Here is a 15,433-nt window from a genome sequence, read left to right as displayed (position 1 = left end):
TTCATCTGAATGGTTTTTTGCTGGCTCGCAAGCTTTTTGAAGTCAGTGTTATTAAGGCTATCCATGGCTAAATTTCACAATAATTCATCAATCTTAATTAGATCACATTTTTACTTTAATTGGTATTAGTCGGTAATTCCTGCTTTTAATAAAACCTGGCCTTAAAAGTGTAAGTGCTTACTTATCCCAGTCTCTTTTATAAACAACCAACAGCACAAACTACGCTTCTTTATGAGAACTGTTCTCAATATTTTGTTAAATTTTAGTCGTTATTACTAAAAGGCAACAAATATGGATATCTCCCGTCGTAAGTTTATTCAATCATCTCTCGCTATATCTGCACTCACTGTACTGCCCGCTTGCTCAATGAAACGGTCGGTTGATGAACAAGGAAAGTATGTTTATGACTTAACGGCAGAGCCTTCAACCGCTGAACTCGTGACGGGGTTTGAGACTGATATTCTAGGCTTTAATGGTCAGATTCCAGCACCAACGATTCGATGTCGACAAGGTGAAAAGGTAACGATCCGTTTTACCAACAAGCTATCAGAACCGACAACTATTCATTGGCATGGTTTAAGGATTCCTATCGAAATGGATGGGGTTCCCTTCTTGAGCCAACCACCGATCATGCCAGGTGAAACATTCATTTATGAATTTACGCCACCAGATGCTGGCACGTTTTGGTATCACCCACATATGAACAGCGTTAAGCAGCTTGGTATGGGCTTGGTTGGTCTAATTATCGTTGAGGAGAGCATTCCAGTGCCGTTTGATGAAGAGCACGCACTGATGCTTAAACATTGGCATATAGATAAGAAAGGCCAATGGAAAGACTTAATGATTCCAAGACTCAGTACTCGTATGGGCACTCCAGGAGAGTGGAGTAGCGTTAATGGTGTTCATGAACCTGTATACCAATTAAAGCAGCACGCAACGACTCGACTGCGTATCGCGAATGTCGATAATACGATCACTTATCCTATTGCTATCGAAGGGGCTGAGGCATGGGTGATTGCCATCGATGGTAACCCTGTAAAAACGCCTTACAAACTGACTCAACATAAAATCGGTCCAGGGATGCGTGTTGATATTGGACTGATAGCACCCAAAGCCGGTGGGCGAGTTAGCGTCCTTCAAATGAAAGGACGCTTTCCTTTCTCTTTGTGTGAGTTCGAGGTTGTAGATTCAACCCTTGTTGAGAATCGCTCTCTGCCTTCTTTACCCCTTAATCCTGTGCCCAATTTAGATTTGGCTAATGCAGAAGAAATCGACTTTTTATTTGAATGGGAAGGGGCGGTTTCTCCAGTATCTAAAGATGGAAAATCTATGCCTAAGTTTTGGCTAACTAATAAACGAGCATGGGAGGGGATGAGCAAAGATAATATCCCTGAACCGTTGGCGACTTTAGAGCTGGGAAAAACCTATATATTCGATCTTAAGAACGTCACTCAATATCATCACCCGATTCACATTCACGGCCATACATTCACTGTATTGGAACTTGATGGGAAGAAAGTTGAAGAACCTTTCCATATTGATACAGTGTTACTTGGAAAAAATGGCCGAGCTAAAGCTGCATTTGTAGCCGACAACCCTGGCCGCTGGATGTATCATTGTCATGTTATAGAACACATGAAAACGGGTTTGATGGGATATATTGAAGTTAAGTGACACCTGTAACGTTTAATATTTGCGCATGCATTCTTAGTTTCTACCCTCGCTTTTATCGGCGTTAAAGCTAGAATATAGGGATTATTGTTTGGGAGGATTCATGGGTCAGTTATCTATTCTAGGTTTTATCGCCATCGGTGGCGCGTTTGGTGCTTGTTCACGTTACTTGATTTCAGAGTTATGCGTTGTGATGTTAGGGCGTGGTTTTCCTTACGGTACGCTGACTGTTAACGTAATTGGCTCTTTGATTATGGGATTGCTCATCGCCGCGTTTGAAAATGAGATGGTTGCGACGGAGCCGTGGAGACAAATTATCGGTCTTGGTTTCCTTGGAGCCCTGACGACATTTTCTACGTTTTCGATGGATAACGTGCTTCTTATGCAGCAGGGTGCGTTCTTCAAGATGGGGCTCAATGTACTGCTCAATGTGGTTCTCAGTATTTCAGCCGCATGGATCGGCTTCCAACTTCTGATAAAGTCTTAAAACTTTCTTACGATTTGTTAACAACTCGGCTTGGTTTATCCAAGCCGTTTTTATATACTCGATCGTACTTGTCGGAGTGCCATATGGCTGAGACCGTTAACTCGGGATCCGTTGAACCTGATCAGGCTAATACCTGCGAAGGGAACAAGAGTAGATATCTAACTAGAATCCTTCTAGAGATCTATCTCCAGATCACAACTGCATTTTCTTGCTGTGATCCCTCTTGTAGCATCTTATCCGTCAAGCATTTTTATCCCTATAAATAATGGCTAAAAGCCAAGGAAAAATGCTATGTCGAGTCGTAAACAAGCAAGACTGGAAGCGAAGAATTTCATTGATTCTTTATCCGTACAACCTTATCCAAATTCAAAAAAAGCTTATATCCAAGGATCTCGCGAGGACATTCAAGTCCCTGTACGAGAAATATCACTAGCAGATAGCCTTGTTGGTGGTACCAAAAAAGAGCCTGTATTCGAACCTAATGCACCAATTCATGTATACGACACTTCTGGTGTTTATACTGACCCTACGCACGAAATTGACCTTTACAGTGGCCTTCCTAAGTTACGAGAGCAATGGATTGAAGAGCGTGGTGATACAGAACTATTAGACGATGTAAGTTCTGTTTATACCAAAGAGCGTTTAGAAGATGAAACTCTAGACGACCTTCGTTACGGTAATCTGCCTAGAATTCGTCGCGCGACTGGCGATCAATGTGTTACTCAGTTGCGCTATGCTCGTCAGGGAATTATCACTCCTGAGATGGAGTACATTGCGATACGTGAGAACATGGGACGTCAGAAATTTGCTGATGAGCAGCTAAACCACCAACACCCTGGCCATAATTTTGGCGCAAACCTGCCGAAAGAAATCACTCCTGAGTTCGTGCGTAAAGAGGTTGCTGAAGGTCGAGCTATTATCCCTTCAAACATTAACCACCCAGAATCAGAACCGATGATTATTGGTCGAAACTTCTTAGTGAAAGTGAACGCTAATATCGGTAACTCTTCAGTAAGCTCTTCGATTGAAGAAGAAGTTGAGAAGCTAGTATGGTCGACTCGCTGGGGTGGCGATACCGTGATGGACCTTTCTACTGGTCGTAATATTCACGAGACTCGCGAATGGATCCTACGTAATAGCCCAGTACCAATTGGCACGGTTCCTATGTATCAAGCGCTTGAAAAAGTGAATGGCGTTGCGGAAGACCTTAACTGGGAAGTGATGCGCGATACCTTGATTGAACAAGCAGAGCAGGGTGTTGATTACTTTACTATCCACGCAGGCTTATTGCTTCGCTACGTTCCTATGACCGCTAAACGTGTGACTGGTATTGTCTCTCGTGGCGGCTCCATCATCGCGAAATGGTGTCTTGCTCATCACCAAGAAAGTTTCCTTTATACCCACTTCCGTGAGATCTGTGAGATCTGTGCGAAGTACGATGTTGCTCTGTCATTAGGTGACGGTTTACGCCCGGGCTCAATTGCAGATGCTAATGATGAGGCTCAATTCTCGGAGTTACGTACTCTAGGTGAGTTGACTAAAGTGGCTTGGGAATATGACGTTCAGGTGATCATTGAAGGCCCTGGACATGTACCAATGCACCTGATTAAAGAGAATATGGACGAGCAGTTAGAGCACTGCCATGAAGCGCCTTTCTATACTTTAGGCCCATTGACGACAGATATTGCCCCTGGTTACGACCATATTACCTCTGGTATTGGCGCGGCCATGATTGGTTGGTACGGCTGTGCGATGCTGTGTTATGTCACCCCTAAAGAGCACCTAGGCTTACCAAATAAAGAAGATGTGAAGACTGGCTTGATTACTTACAAGCTAGCAGCACACGCAGCGGACCTTGCGAAAGGGCACCCAGGCGCACAAATCCGAGATAATGCATTATCTAAAGCACGTTTTGAATTCCGTTGGGAAGACCAATTTAATCTAGCTTTAGACCCTGAAACAGCACGTTCTTTCCATGATGAAACTCTGCCACAAGAATCCGGTAAGGTTGCTCACTTCTGCTCAATGTGTGGACCTAAATTCTGCTCGATGAAGATTTCTCAAGAAGTTCGAGAGTATGCGAAAGACACCGAACAAGTAGCCGCGGATCAGGCTATCGAGATTAAGATGCTAGATAACCCGTTGGAAGGGATGCGTCAAAAATCACAAGAGTTCCGTGATACTGGTTCTGAACTTTACCACCCTGCAGTCGGCGCAAAAGAAGCTCAACTAGAGGAATAATGACAGTGAAGATTCTCATCCCATCTCAAAATATTGAGTTAACGGGAGAGGTGCAGAACTGTCTATTGGTTGCTAAGCGACAAGGCTTAGCAACCGATGCGGTTGAGTTGGGTGTAAGCCCAACTCAATACTTCTCTATCGTTGATTCTCAGCAGGCGTTATCTATTGGCTTCGCTCATGATGTTGATTCATTGGCAGAGTGTAAGTTAGCGGAACTGAACCATGTTGTTGATTACAGTAATTCAGTCGCGTTAACTGACGTTTGTGATGCCTTTACAGAAACTCCGGATACCATCTATATTGGTGTCTCAGATGATTCAGCTGTACTGGATATTTGGTCACACCTGGATGCTAGCCGTGCTATCAAGAGTGACACTACAGCTCATCAGGAGTTAGATAATCACGGCCACTTTGCTTGGTTACTTACTTTGTTGGCACTGGAATTCCCATTAGAAGACGCACTAGTTTTAGCTCGCGCAGCGTCCAATGTTTCACGTGGAACATGGCCAGCACATTACCAAAACTTTCCAATTCCAGCTCTTGAAGATCAACGATTGGACATAAGCGTAGGTTGGGCTAACCAAGGGACATCACTTTCTTTTCCTGAGTTGAGTAAGAGTAGCCTCGGTTTATACCCAGTAGTTGATGATGTTGAGTGGATCGAAAGATTGCTCAAGCTTGGAATCAACACTGTCCAACTACGTATTAAGAATCCACAGCAAGCGGATTTAGAACAACAAGTCGCACGATCTATCGAGCTTGGTCGTGAGTATAACGCTCAGGTTTTTATCAATGACTATTGGCAATTAGCACTCAAGCATGATGCTTTTGGTGTTCATTTAGGTCAAGAGGACATCGAAGAATCCAACCTATCTCAACTGAGCCAAGCTGGTATTAAGATCGGTCTATCGACTCATGGTTATTACGAGTTGCTACGTATTGTGCAAATCAACCCAAGTTATATTGCGCTGGGGCATATTTTCCCAACCACCACTAAGCAGATGCCATCGAAGCCTCAAGGGCTTGTGCGTTTATCTCTCTATCAGCAGCTGATTGATACTATCCCATACACAGAAGAACTGACCGGTTATCCGACGGTTGCGATTGGTGGAATTGACCAGTCGACTGCTGCACAGGTGTGGAGGTGTGGGGTATCGAGCCTTGCTGTTGTGCGTGCGATTACGTTAGCCGAAGACCCAAAACAAGTGATTGAGTTCTTCGAAGCATTAATGGCTGACAGTTCTACAAGTGCTGCTAATGAGGTAACTCAGGAGCTAAGTCATGCTGAGTGATTTCGAATTCATTCGTTATCAACGACAACTCGCACTACCTGAAGTGGGTGAGCAAGGGCAACGAAATTTATTAGACAGCCATGTGTTGGTCATCGGTTGTGGTGGCTTAGGCAATGCAGCAGCTCTCTATCTTGCGGCTTCCGGTATCGGGAAAATAGTATTGGTTGATGATGACTGTGTGGATTCGTCTAACCTGCAACGACAGGTAGCGTTCAAGGAAAGTCAGTTAGGTTCACCTAAGGTTGAAGCTCTGAAGCAACAACTGAGCGAGCTTAATGGTCGAAGCCAAGTGAGAACCATCAATAAGCGAATGACTCAAAGCCAGCTTGAGCTTGAGGTGATGCTCGCTGATTTGGTGTTGGATTGTACTGATAACTTTGAGTCACGCCAACAGGTTAACCAAGCATGTTTCGGCAGTAGTACGCCTTTGATTTCTGGTTCTGCGATCGGCTGGAAAGGTCAGTTTATTGTTTTTGATTATCAGAAGCAGAAAGGGTGCTATCACTGTTTGTTCCCGTTCAGTCATCATCCACAAACGACACGTTGTAGCGATAGCGGCATCATCGGCCCAGTCGTTGGCACTATAGGTAACCTCCAAGCACTGGCTGCTATTCAACGCCTTAGCACTGGCGAGTTCCAAGTTGCAACACATCAACTCAAACTGTTTGATGGCCAGACGATGAACTGGCAAAACTTAAGTGTCACTCAAGATAGTGAATGCCCCGTTTGCTGCAAATCTACAGTTAACTATTTAGAAGAAGAAACCCAATGAGCAATATAACGATCTCTATCAATGAGCAACCAGAACAGGTCGCACAATCGTCGTCTCTAGCGGATATCATCCAAGCGCTCTCATTACCTGATCTAGGTTGTGTATTTGCAATCAATAATGCGGTTGTCCCGCGCAGCCAGTGGCAACAAACTGTCGTCAATGAAGGCGATGCTATTTCTCTTTTCCAAGCCATTGCAGGAGGCTAACCATGTTAACTATCGCTGATAAAACGTTTCAATCACGACTCTTCACTGGAACCGGGAAGTTCGCAAACAAGCATTTGATGGCGAGTGCTATTGAAGCTTCAGGTTCGCAACTGGCAACCATGGCGTTGAAGAGAGTCGATATTCGCTCTGAGCAAGACGACATTTTACAACCAATCATTGATGCTGGCGTGAACTTGCTACCGAATACCTCTGGGGCGAAGAACGCGAAGGATGCCATCTTTGCTGCGCATTTGGCTCGTGAAGCGCTAGGCACAAACTGGCTTAAACTGGAAATTCACCCAGATCCAAAGTACTTGATGCCAGACCCAATTGAGACGCTTAAAGCTGCTGAGCAACTGGTTAAAGATGGTTTTGTTGTGTTGCCTTACTGTCATGCCGATCCAGTATTGTGTAAACGCTTGGAAGAGGTGGGTTGCGCTGCGGTTATGCCGCTAGGTGCGCCGATTGGTTCAAATAAAGGTATCGCTTCGGCAGATTTCTTAGAGATCATTATCGACCAAGCGAACGTCCCTGTGATTGTTGACGCTGGTATTGGTGCGCCATCTCATGCTGCTCGTGCAATGGAAATGGGCGCGGATGCCGTGTTAGTTAATACTGCAATTGCGGCTTCTCAACAACCCGTTGATATGGCGATTGCTTTTAAACTGGCAGTTGAAGCTGGCCGTATGGCTTACCTTTCTGGTCTTGCTGGACAGGTGTCTCATGCGGTTGCTTCTAGTCCGCTAACTTCATTCCTAGACGAGTAGTGTCCTTATGACGTTTGTTGATCGATTTAAACAGCTCAACTGGGATGACATTGGTATGTCCATCTTGAGTAAAACGGCAGCGGATGTTGAGCGCGCTCTGAGTAAACCTAAACGCGACTTGGAAGACTTTAAGGCTCTGATCTCTCCGGCGGCAGAACCTTACTTAGAGCAGATGGCACAACAATCGTTGGCGCTAACTCGTAAGCGATTTGGTAATACAATGTCGCTGTATATTCCATTGTACCTCTCGAACCTATGTGCGAATGCGTGCACGTATTGTGGTTTCTCAATGGAGAACCGTATCAAGCGCCGCACGCTTACTTTGGATGAAATTGATGCCGAAAGTGCGGCTATCAAAAAGATGAAGTTCGATAGCGTTTTGTTGGTCACCGGTGAACATGAAACTAAGGTCGGGATGAATTACTTTCGACAGGTGTTGCCGAATATAAAAAAGCAATTTAACTACCTTGCGATGGAAGTACAGCCGCTTGATCAAAATGATTACGCAGAGCTTAAAACTCTCGGCCTAGATGCTGTTATGGTTTACCAAGAGACTTATCAGCCAAGAACTTACGCTGAGCACCATCTACGTGGCAATAAAATGGATTTTGAATACCGTCTTGAAACCCCAGATCGCCTAGCAAAGGCGGGGATAGATAAGATAGGTATTGGCGCTTTGATTGGATTGGAAGATTGGCGAAACGACTGCTTTTTTGTTGCTGCTCACTTAGATTACTTAGAGCGTACTTATTGGCAAACACGTTACTCAATTTCATTCCCACGTCTTCGTCCGTGTGAGGGTGGAGACTCTGGTGGTGGATTACAGCCTAAATCAATCATGAACGATAAACAGCTGGTTCAGCTTATCTGCGCATATCGACTCTTGAATCCTGAGGTCGAGTTATCCCTTTCGACCCGTGAATCGGCAACTTTCCGCGATAACGTGTTGCCTTTGGGAATCACCAGTATGTCGGCTGCGTCTAAAACCCAGCCTGGTGGTTATGCTTCTGATGAAGAAGAACTCGAGCAATTTGAAATAAGTGATGAGCGAAGTGCTGCCGATGTTGAGTCAATGATTCGTCAACGTGGTTTTGATCCTGTGTGGAGAGACTGGCACAGTGCTTACTCTGGTTAGCGAACACGCAGATTTATGTTCCACGTGAAACATCGACGAAGTTAAATCGACAAATAAAAACGGCTACCCTAAGGTGGCCGTTTTTCATTTCATTAAGTTTGAATTAGCTAAGCATTAAGCATTAAGCATGAGCAAGTGGAGTGGTTGATTGGCGTAACCATTCCAATGTATCACCTTCAACTAATGGGCTAACATCGTTCCATACTTTCTGGTGGTAATCATTAAGCCATGCAAGTTCAGGTCGTGTCAGTAAATCGACGTTGATGTTGCGCTTATCGATAGGGCAACGTGTTAGCGACTCAAACGTTAGTACTGAGAAGTCACCTTGAGTTGGCAGCTCAACCACCAGTTCTAGGTTTTCGATACGGATACCAAATTCATCAGCACGGTAGTAGCCCGGCTCGTTTGATAACACCATGCCTTCAACAAGAGGTACATCGATTAGCTTCTTAGAGATGCTTTGCGGACCTTCATGAACACTTAGGAAATGACCAACACCGTGACCAGTACCGTGGTCGTAGTCGAAGCCTTCTGCCCATAAGTGTTGGCGAGCTAGAATATCAAGTTGGAAACCACGAGTACCCTGTGGGAAACGTGCACGCGCGATACCGATGTGACCTTTAAGCGCTAACGTGAACTGCTGGATCATTTCGTCGCTTGGCTGGCCAATCGCGATAGTTCGAGTGATGTCGGTTGTACCATCTAGGTACTGACCGCCTGAATCGACTAGGTAAAGAGTATTCATCTCTAACTGACCTGGTTCAGGTTGGTTCTCGTGGTTGTAGTGACACATTGCTGCGTTGCCGCCTGCTGCTGAAATCGTGTCAAAACTTAGGTCCATCAGCGTTGGGTCTTGTTCGCGGAATGATTGAACTTTGTCTGCTAGCACAGCTTCATTGTGCAGATTACCTTGCGTGACTTCTGCATCAATCCAAGATAGGAACTTCGCCATCGCAACACCATCACGAATGTGACACGCTTTCATGCCGGCAATTTCAGTTTCATTCTTTGCTGCTTTTGGCATTAGGCATGGGTCTGCTGCTTCAATGATATGAGCACCAGAGTTTTGTAGAACCAGCGTGTACCAAGCGTTACTGGTACCTGAATCGACAGATACATTTTTGCCTTCCAAAGATTGAAGGCGTGCTTCAAGCTCTGATGGGTGAGATACGCGAATACCATTGCCAACGTGTGCTTCAAAGCCCGTAGGAATACGAGCTGGGTCTAGGAAGAAGTCGACGCTTTCATCGGCGTGGATGATCGCATTGGATAACACAACAGGTAGGCGAGATACGTCCAAGCCGCGAATGTTAAGCAACCAACAGATCGAATCGAGTTCCGTAAGGATAGCGGCATCAGCACCTTTGGCTTTTAGTAAGCCAGCAATCTCCGCACGTTTGCTTTCACTTGATTGGCCTACTGCGTCTGTTGCCATTAAGCGAACATCAGATACCACCGGCTCAGGACGATCAGACCAAAGCTCATCAATTGGATTCGAAGATAGTGTTGTTAGTTCAACTTTCTCTGCCAGTTTAGCTTGAGCGCCTTTCAACCAAGCAGCAGTGTGCATGCGTGGGTCGAATGCAACCTTGCTGCCTTGTGCTAGAGAACTGGTGATCCAATCTAAAGCCGGCTCTTCAATAAGGTGGCGATACTCAAATAACTCTGCTGGTACCTGCTTACGAACCTGAACCGTGTAGCGACCATCAACAAAAATAGCAGCGTTCTCACGAGTGATAACTGCCGCACCAGCAGAGCCAGTGAAACCTGTTAACCAGTGAAGTCGCTCGTTATGAGCAGGAACGTATTCACCTAGATATTCGTCTTCATGTGGAATGATAACGGCATCTAGGTTGTTTGTTTCAAGCCAAGCTCGAACCGCAGCAACGCGTTCAGCAGTGATATTGTGCATCTGTGTTTATCCTTATTGTTAGGGTCCTTGTTAACACTCACAGTCGATATACATGCGAGGGGACTTATTAGGTCAATAAGCTAGCGCTTTTGTTCGTTTGCTGCAAACGCTGTACGCCATTTTTATCTAAGGTGCAGAGTTTTTTCTTTGATGATATCTCGTAGCCAAGTTAACGCTGGGTCATTTTCTCTGTCACGGTGCCAAAACAGAGTGTATGCCATCGGTGGGAATTCCATCGGTAAAGGGACAACCACTAAGTCGAGTTGCTTGGCGACGAGGTAAGTAAAGTGGCTTGGTGCAGTAAACACAAAGTCGGTGTAGGTACATAGGCTTGCGGCGCTATTGAAGTCTGGAACAGAAATAGCGATATCACGTTGGTGACCAAGGTCGGCAAGCTTATAGTCGAGCAGCCAACGATCGTTACCATCACATCTTACTTGTACATGACGCTGTGCAAGGTAGGTTTCCAGATCCCATTTGCCATTCAGAGCGGGGTGGTTGCGTCTTAGCACACACATCTGCGCGTCACGGTAGATCTCTTGCTCGCAAATATCATCTGGCGGCAGCATAGTTAAACGTGCGTCGTTGATGTCGATGTCTTTACCTGTGAGTCCGATATCGAGCTCACCGAGCTGCAGCTTCTTAAAGGTTTGCTCCGTCCAAGCGTGGGTGTTGATATTCACCTTAGGGGCTTGTCGAAATATCGCTGGTAAAAAGTGGGGAAGAATAAGTGGGTAAACGCTCTCAACAGCCGCAATGTGAAAACTGTGGTCACTGTTGTTGGGAATGAAGGTCTCTGGTTGGGTGAGCACATCAAGTTGGTTGATCAGCGTTTCTAATCGAGGTTTGAGAAAGACCGCCTTTGGTGTTGGTCGCAGACCATGAGCACTTCGCGTGAAAAGGGGATCATTAAATTGCTCACGAAGTTTGGCCAATGACTTACTAACCGCTGACTGGCTTAGGCACAATCGGTGGGCGGTGCGAGTCACACTTAGCTCTTCCATCAGCACCTGCAAGCAAACTAATAGATTGAGGTCGAGGCGCGATAGTTTCTCAATATTCATATGAGTTTCCTATTTGGAATAATGCTAATGAGTATATGCCATTTTTGTTCATATCTTTAGTTGGTTATTATGCACCTAAATTAACTCATTCGGAGAATCTTGTGCCTTCTAACGTGCTTCCAACCCCTAGTAAACTGCAGGTTGCTTTATTGGCAATGTTGGTTTTATTTAGCCCTCTGGCTATTGATATCTACCTACCAGCTCTGCCACAAATTTCGACAGCGTTTCACGTGGAACATGCACTAGCACAAGATACGATTACCTGGTTTTTATTCGCCATGGGTGTCGGGCAATTATTTGCTGGCCCTTTGGCTGATAAGCTAGGACGTCGAACCGTTGCATTGGGAGGTGTTAGTATCTATGCATTGAGTGCTTGCTTGGCGTGGGCAGCTCAATCGATTGATATGATGCTAATGGCTCGGCTGCTACAAGGCTTAGGAGCTTGTGCGACTTCTGTAGCAGCCTTTGCAACGGTTCGCGATCTATTTGGCCCAGAGAAGAGTGGCCGTATGATCAGCTACCTTAATGGTGCAATCTGTTTTATTCCTGCTTTGGCACCCATTCTTGGCGCTTGGTTAACACATCAATTTGGTTGGCGCTCGAACTTTAGCTTTATGGCAGGCTTTGCTGTCGTTGTTGGCACTATCTTATTCTTACAAATGAAAGAGTCTAACCCTGCGACAGAAAAGGTTGCGGTATTCAAGCTTGAGCGATACTGGTCAGTATTGAAAACACCATCATTCCTTTTCCACGCAACCTTGTGTCTGATGGCGATGGCGGTTATCCTCGCTTATGTAACCTCTGCACCAGTTGTGTTGATGGAAAACCTAGGCCTGACCATGAAAGAGTTTACTTTCTGGTTTGGTGTTAATGCGGCCATCAACATTGCAGCTGCGTTTACTGCACCTAAATTTATGGACCGTTTTGGTACCTATAAAGCACTGGTGGTTGGTATCTCGACGCTGGGCTTAGCGGGTGTGATTATGTTGGTGCTTGCTGAGCACGCTACTCCAATCGCGTTCATGCTACCGATCTTCTTATCGTCAGTTGGCTTTGCTTGGATTCTTGGTGCTGCGGCAGGTAAAGCTCTAGAACCTTTCGGTGACCGTGCGGGTACAGCTGCTGCGCTGCTTGGCTTGTTCCAAATGAGCGGTTCAGGGCTTCTTGTGGGTACCATGCAACGTCTTGATTTAACGTCGCAAGTGATGATTGCTCTGCAAATGTTCCTGATTGTTCCTGCGTTATTAGTGCTTGCGAGCAAAGCGGGTAAGTCTTGGCACACGACGTTTGCTAAGGCATAAGTTACAAGGGTGACAAAATATACAAATGGCGGTTTTCGAAACGTTAAAACATGGTATATTTGTCACTCATTGAAACGTTAGTCCCCAACGGAAAATACTGTAATGTCATTAACAACCTACGAAATGGCGCGCGTCTTAGAACAAATGGAAGATGCACCTGAAAAGGTCATGTTTGGTAAACTGCTTAAAGAGCTAGGCAACCAAAGTGAAGAGCGTATTCGCAGTGCGGCAAAACAAGTTCCAATCGATACTTTGCGAGATATCATTTACCAATTTCAGCGTGTGGTAGAGTCTCGTAAGGGTGAGCAGGTTCAGCTATTGGCAAAAGAACTTGCAGAGCAAGGCATCTCTGCTGAAGAGCTACAAGCTTTTCTAAATAAGTAAGCTTATCCCAGTTAAAAAAGAAACCACTCAATTGAGTGGTTTCTTGCGTTTGGGCTGTAGCATTTAGCTTTAGCAGTTCAAAAGAGGTGAAAACTTATTTTAATTCCTGAACTGCGCTTTCAAAACTCTATCAAGTGAGAATGGTCCTGCGCCCCACACGACAACGATAAGAATCATTAACCCCCACAACTGATGATCATAGAAACCTTGTTCCCACAGCACCGGGTAAGACACGACAGCTATGATGTTGAACACGAACAGCACTGCGGCCATCGGTCGTGTTAATAAACCGAGTGCTAAAAACACTGGCAGAATTAACTCAGCGGCAGTACCCATGTAAGCTGCTAATTCCCAAGGTAGCAGTGGTACTTGGTATTCCAACTCAAACAAGTAAAGAGTGCTATCCCAAGTTGCTATTTTGGTTAACCCAGAATTAAAGAAGACCCACGCCACCCATAGGCGGCAAAACAGAAGTAGGACAGGAACAAAAAGTGCCTGTGATTTCTCAATCAAACTGTCGTATTGAGCCATCATGTTCGTGACTGTGTTGTTATCCATGTTATGCCTCCAATTCGGCATTGATTGAAAAACCTGAGATGACGTTTAGCGCCATAACAGTATTCAGATGTTGTAGTAATAAAGGATCGATTGCTGAGAGTGTTCGACCTGATTGCAATTCAGTGAGGAGTTGGTGGCTCTCTTCACTCAAACTATGGCTCTCAACCTGTGAATTCTCAGCTCGGATTAACACCCCAAATTCAGCTTGGTTGATGTCTAGCCCATCAAGTTGCTGCTGATAGATGGCGTGTTCAAGCGCGATAATCGTGTAACTAGAATGAATCAGTGTTATTGAATCTTTGAGATGAAAGACTAAAGCGCCTTGTTGCTCTTGTGGTACATCTGCAAGGCAAGAAAGAGGTCTCTGGTCGACATGTGCTTGTGACGAAAACCTTACCAAGCTATCTTTCTGCCATTCATACAAAGCCACTTCACCGAGATAAGGTGCAGCCTCAATAACGGCAGGAAAGGCTTGGATAGTCTGTTCAAAGTGTTCACCGTAACCACTGACATCACCAGAGGTCGATGGATAACTTAAGACATGTTGACGAGCCATCTGTTGGAAGCACTCTTCACCAACCAGCATTTCAGTGAGAGGGTAGGTTGCAGCGAGTACTTCGCTCAAGCTAATCACGAAGTTATTGCGATAAATCTGGATGCGCTGTTCATCAGTAAAATGGTCGCTCACTATGTCGCAATGCTCACCACTGTTTTGGTAGCGTAGGGCGTTAGCAAACTCTGATTGAACATCAGCTAGGGAGTAGCTCATGATGCGCGACTCCTTTGGTTGATGATGTCTTGTTGATATAAGATGTCACTGGCTTTGGTTGCTTCAGACAGTAAAACTTGTGGCTCTGGGATATCTAAATCCCACTCTATCAAGGTATGGCGCAAACCGTGTTGCTGTATCCATTGGGTGTACAGCTGCCACACTTCATCACAAACAGGTTTGCTGTGGGTGTCTATCCAGATCTCACCTTGCTCGAGTTTCTTCTTAGTGAAACCTGCCAAGTGAATCTCTTCCACTTTGTCTGCTGGTATTCCACTTAGATACTCTTCACAGCTGAAGCCATGATTAAAAGATGAGACAAAAATATTATTGAAATCGAGCAGTAGGCGACACTCAGTGCGCTTCTGTACCTCGGCTAAAAATTCCCACTCAGGGATGGTTGAATGCTTGAAGGCAAGGTAGCTCGATGGGTTCTCAATCAGCATAGGGCGTTGCAGGTTGTCTTGCACCTCGATGACATTGCGACAAAAAACCTCTAGCGCTTCTTCGGTATAAGGCAGCGGTAACAAGTCATTGAAGTAATGACCACCAGTCTGACTCCAGCTGAGATGATCGGAAACCAAGAAGGGTTCGATATCATCAATGAGCTCTTTTAATTGCACAAGATGATGTTGATTGATGCGCTCAACAGAACCTAGCGACAACCCAACACCGTGACAACTGATGTTGTGTGCGTGACGAATTTCTCTGAGTTGTTGTCGTTGCGGTGATTGAGCTAAGAAGTAGTTCTCGCTGTGAACTTCTAACCAACTTACTAAGGCTGGATTTTGGCTAAAGAAGTCCAAGTGCGGTGTTCTAAGGCCAACCCCTGCGTAGGGGTGAAGAGTTTGAGTCACAACGATTCTCCTAACAA

General features: G+C 45.3%; 15 protein-coding genes and 1 riboswitch. Of the genes, 10 read left to right on the top strand and 5 right to left on the bottom strand.

The window, feature by feature from the left end; all coding sequences use genetic code 11:
* Positions 1 to 291: 291 nt before the first annotated feature.
* The 8 genes from AB4209_RS09995 (at position 292) to thiH (ending at position 8,571) form a co-directional block, all read left to right on the top strand.
* Positions 292 to 1,674 carry a multicopper oxidase family protein gene (locus AB4209_RS09995; protein ID WP_372055726.1) on the top strand — a complete coding sequence of 461 codons (1,383 nt, stop codon included), beginning with the start codon at positions 292 to 294 and terminating at the stop codon, positions 1,672 to 1,674.
* A 100-nt stretch (positions 1,675 to 1,774) separates the two neighbouring features.
* On the top strand, positions 1,775 to 2,158 hold the full coding sequence (gene crcB, locus AB4209_RS09990) for a fluoride efflux transporter CrcB (RefSeq protein WP_004736665.1): 384 nt from the start codon (positions 1,775 to 1,777) through the stop codon (positions 2,156 to 2,158).
* 62 nt (positions 2,159 to 2,220) lie between these two features.
* A riboswitch (TPP riboswitch) is annotated at positions 2,221 to 2,319 on the top strand.
* A gap of 130 nt (positions 2,320 to 2,449) precedes the next feature.
* On the top strand, positions 2,450 to 4,399 hold the full coding sequence (gene thiC, locus AB4209_RS09985; protein WP_372055724.1) for a phosphomethylpyrimidine synthase ThiC: 1,950 nt from the start codon (positions 2,450 to 2,452) through the stop codon (positions 4,397 to 4,399).
* Positions 4,399 to 5,691, top strand: coding sequence for a thiamine phosphate synthase (locus tag AB4209_RS09980; protein ID WP_372055722.1), 1,293 nt, complete (start codon positions 4,399 to 4,401; stop codon positions 5,689 to 5,691). The genes thiC and AB4209_RS09980 overlap by 1 nt, the downstream gene beginning before the upstream one ends.
* Positions 5,681 to 6,463, top strand: a complete 783-nt coding sequence (locus AB4209_RS09975) for a HesA/MoeB/ThiF family protein (RefSeq protein WP_102394647.1) — start codon at positions 5,681 to 5,683, stop codon at positions 6,461 to 6,463. The genes AB4209_RS09980 and AB4209_RS09975 overlap by 11 nt, the downstream gene beginning before the upstream one ends.
* Positions 6,460 to 6,669 (top strand): sulfur carrier protein ThiS, encoded by a 210-nt coding sequence (thiS, locus tag AB4209_RS09970; protein WP_048610390.1) that lies wholly within the window; start codon positions 6,460 to 6,462, stop codon positions 6,667 to 6,669. Before AB4209_RS09975 ends, thiS begins: the two co-directional genes overlap by 4 nt.
* A 2-nt stretch (positions 6,670 to 6,671) precedes the next feature.
* Positions 6,672 to 7,436, top strand: coding sequence for a thiazole synthase (locus AB4209_RS09965; protein WP_017067772.1), 765 nt, complete (start codon positions 6,672 to 6,674; stop codon positions 7,434 to 7,436).
* A 7-nt stretch (positions 7,437 to 7,443) separates the two neighbouring features.
* Complete coding sequence (gene thiH, locus AB4209_RS09960; RefSeq protein WP_372055720.1) at positions 7,444 to 8,571, top strand: 2-iminoacetate synthase ThiH; 1,128 nt, start codon at positions 7,444 to 7,446, stop codon at positions 8,569 to 8,571.
* A 121-nt stretch (positions 8,572 to 8,692) separates the two neighbouring features.
* Here thiH and AB4209_RS09955 read toward each other — a convergent pair whose 3' ends face one another.
* Together AB4209_RS09955 and AB4209_RS09950 are read right to left on the bottom strand one after the other, a co-directional pair.
* Positions 8,693 to 10,483: an aminopeptidase P family protein gene (locus tag AB4209_RS09955; protein ID WP_102393433.1), complete on the bottom strand. Its 1,791-nt coding sequence runs from the start codon at positions 10,481 to 10,483 to the stop codon at positions 8,693 to 8,695.
* Positions 10,484 to 10,605: 122 nt separating this feature from the next.
* Positions 10,606 to 11,547 (bottom strand): LysR substrate-binding domain-containing protein, encoded by a 942-nt coding sequence (locus AB4209_RS09950; RefSeq protein WP_017061320.1) that lies wholly within the window; start codon positions 11,545 to 11,547, stop codon positions 10,606 to 10,608.
* A 101-nt stretch (positions 11,548 to 11,648) separates the two neighbouring features.
* Between AB4209_RS09950 and AB4209_RS09945 the strand changes: the two genes are divergently transcribed.
* Both AB4209_RS09945 and AB4209_RS09940 read left to right on the top strand, forming a co-directional pair.
* Entirely contained in the window at positions 11,649 to 12,848 is a 1,200-nt protein-coding gene (locus AB4209_RS09945) for a multidrug effflux MFS transporter (protein ID WP_372055718.1), read from the top strand.
* A 102-nt stretch (positions 12,849 to 12,950) separates the two neighbouring features.
* Positions 12,951 to 13,232 carry a hypothetical protein gene (locus AB4209_RS09940; protein WP_009848181.1) on the top strand — a complete coding sequence of 94 codons (282 nt, stop codon included), beginning with the start codon at positions 12,951 to 12,953 and terminating at the stop codon, positions 13,230 to 13,232.
* 99 nt (positions 13,233 to 13,331) lie between these two features.
* Here the strand turns inward: AB4209_RS09940 and AB4209_RS09935 are convergent, their stop codons facing one another.
* From AB4209_RS09935 to AB4209_RS09925, 3 genes are read right to left on the bottom strand one after another with little or no spacing between them, the layout of a single operon-like run.
* Positions 13,332 to 13,790, bottom strand: a complete 459-nt coding sequence (locus AB4209_RS09935; protein ID WP_102393435.1) for a DoxX family protein — start codon at positions 13,788 to 13,790, stop codon at positions 13,332 to 13,334.
* A 1-nt stretch (position 13,791) separates the two neighbouring features.
* Positions 13,792 to 14,559: a DNA-binding domain-containing protein gene (locus tag AB4209_RS09930; protein WP_102393436.1), complete on the bottom strand. Its 768-nt coding sequence runs from the start codon at positions 14,557 to 14,559 to the stop codon at positions 13,792 to 13,794.
* A complete protein-coding gene (locus AB4209_RS09925; protein WP_102393437.1) occupies positions 14,556 to 15,416 on the bottom strand; it encodes a DUF692 domain-containing protein in 861 nt (286 codons plus the stop codon). The genes AB4209_RS09930 and AB4209_RS09925 overlap by 4 nt, the downstream gene beginning before the upstream one ends.
* Positions 15,417 to 15,433: the final 17 nt, after the last annotated feature.

The organism is Vibrio sp. 10N.286.48.C11 (genome assembly GCF_041469805.1).
Classification (GTDB): Bacteria; Pseudomonadota; Gammaproteobacteria; order Enterobacterales; family Vibrionaceae; genus Vibrio; species Vibrio crassostreae_C.
The sequence above is the reverse complement of the archived record's forward strand: the minus strand, read 5'-3'. Positions and strand labels throughout refer to the sequence as shown.

Bases quoted from the DNA above. Each gene is read 5' to 3' on its own strand.
- AB4209_RS09995 (WP_372055726.1), top strand. From the start codon at position 292: ATGGATATCTCCCGTCGTAAGTTTATTCAATCATCTCTCGCTATATCT.
- crcB (WP_004736665.1), top strand. From the start codon at position 1,775: ATGGGTCAGTTATCTATTCTAGGTTTTATCGCCATCGGTGGCGCGTTT.
- thiC (WP_372055724.1), top strand. From the start codon at position 2,450: ATGTCGAGTCGTAAACAAGCAAGACTGGAAGCGAAGAATTTCATTGAT.
- AB4209_RS09980 (WP_372055722.1), top strand. From the start codon at position 4,399: ATGACAGTGAAGATTCTCATCCCATCTCAAAATATTGAGTTAACGGGA.
- AB4209_RS09975 (WP_102394647.1), top strand. From the start codon at position 5,681: ATGCTGAGTGATTTCGAATTCATTCGTTATCAACGACAACTCGCACTA.
- thiS (WP_048610390.1), top strand. From the start codon at position 6,460: ATGAGCAATATAACGATCTCTATCAATGAGCAACCAGAACAGGTCGCA.
- AB4209_RS09965 (WP_017067772.1), top strand. From the start codon at position 6,672: ATGTTAACTATCGCTGATAAAACGTTTCAATCACGACTCTTCACTGGA.
- thiH (WP_372055720.1), top strand. From the start codon at position 7,444: ATGACGTTTGTTGATCGATTTAAACAGCTCAACTGGGATGACATTGGT.
- AB4209_RS09955 (WP_102393433.1), bottom strand. From the start codon at position 10,483: ATGCACAATATCACTGCTGAACGCGTTGCTGCGGTTCGAGCTTGGCTT.
- AB4209_RS09950 (WP_017061320.1), bottom strand. From the start codon at position 11,547: ATGAATATTGAGAAACTATCGCGCCTCGACCTCAATCTATTAGTTTGC.
- AB4209_RS09940 (WP_009848181.1), top strand. From the start codon at position 12,951: ATGTCATTAACAACCTACGAAATGGCGCGCGTCTTAGAACAAATGGAA.
- AB4209_RS09935 (WP_102393435.1), bottom strand. From the start codon at position 13,790: ATGGATAACAACACAGTCACGAACATGATGGCTCAATACGACAGTTTG.
- AB4209_RS09930 (WP_102393436.1), bottom strand. From the start codon at position 14,559: ATGAGCTACTCCCTAGCTGATGTTCAATCAGAGTTTGCTAACGCCCTA.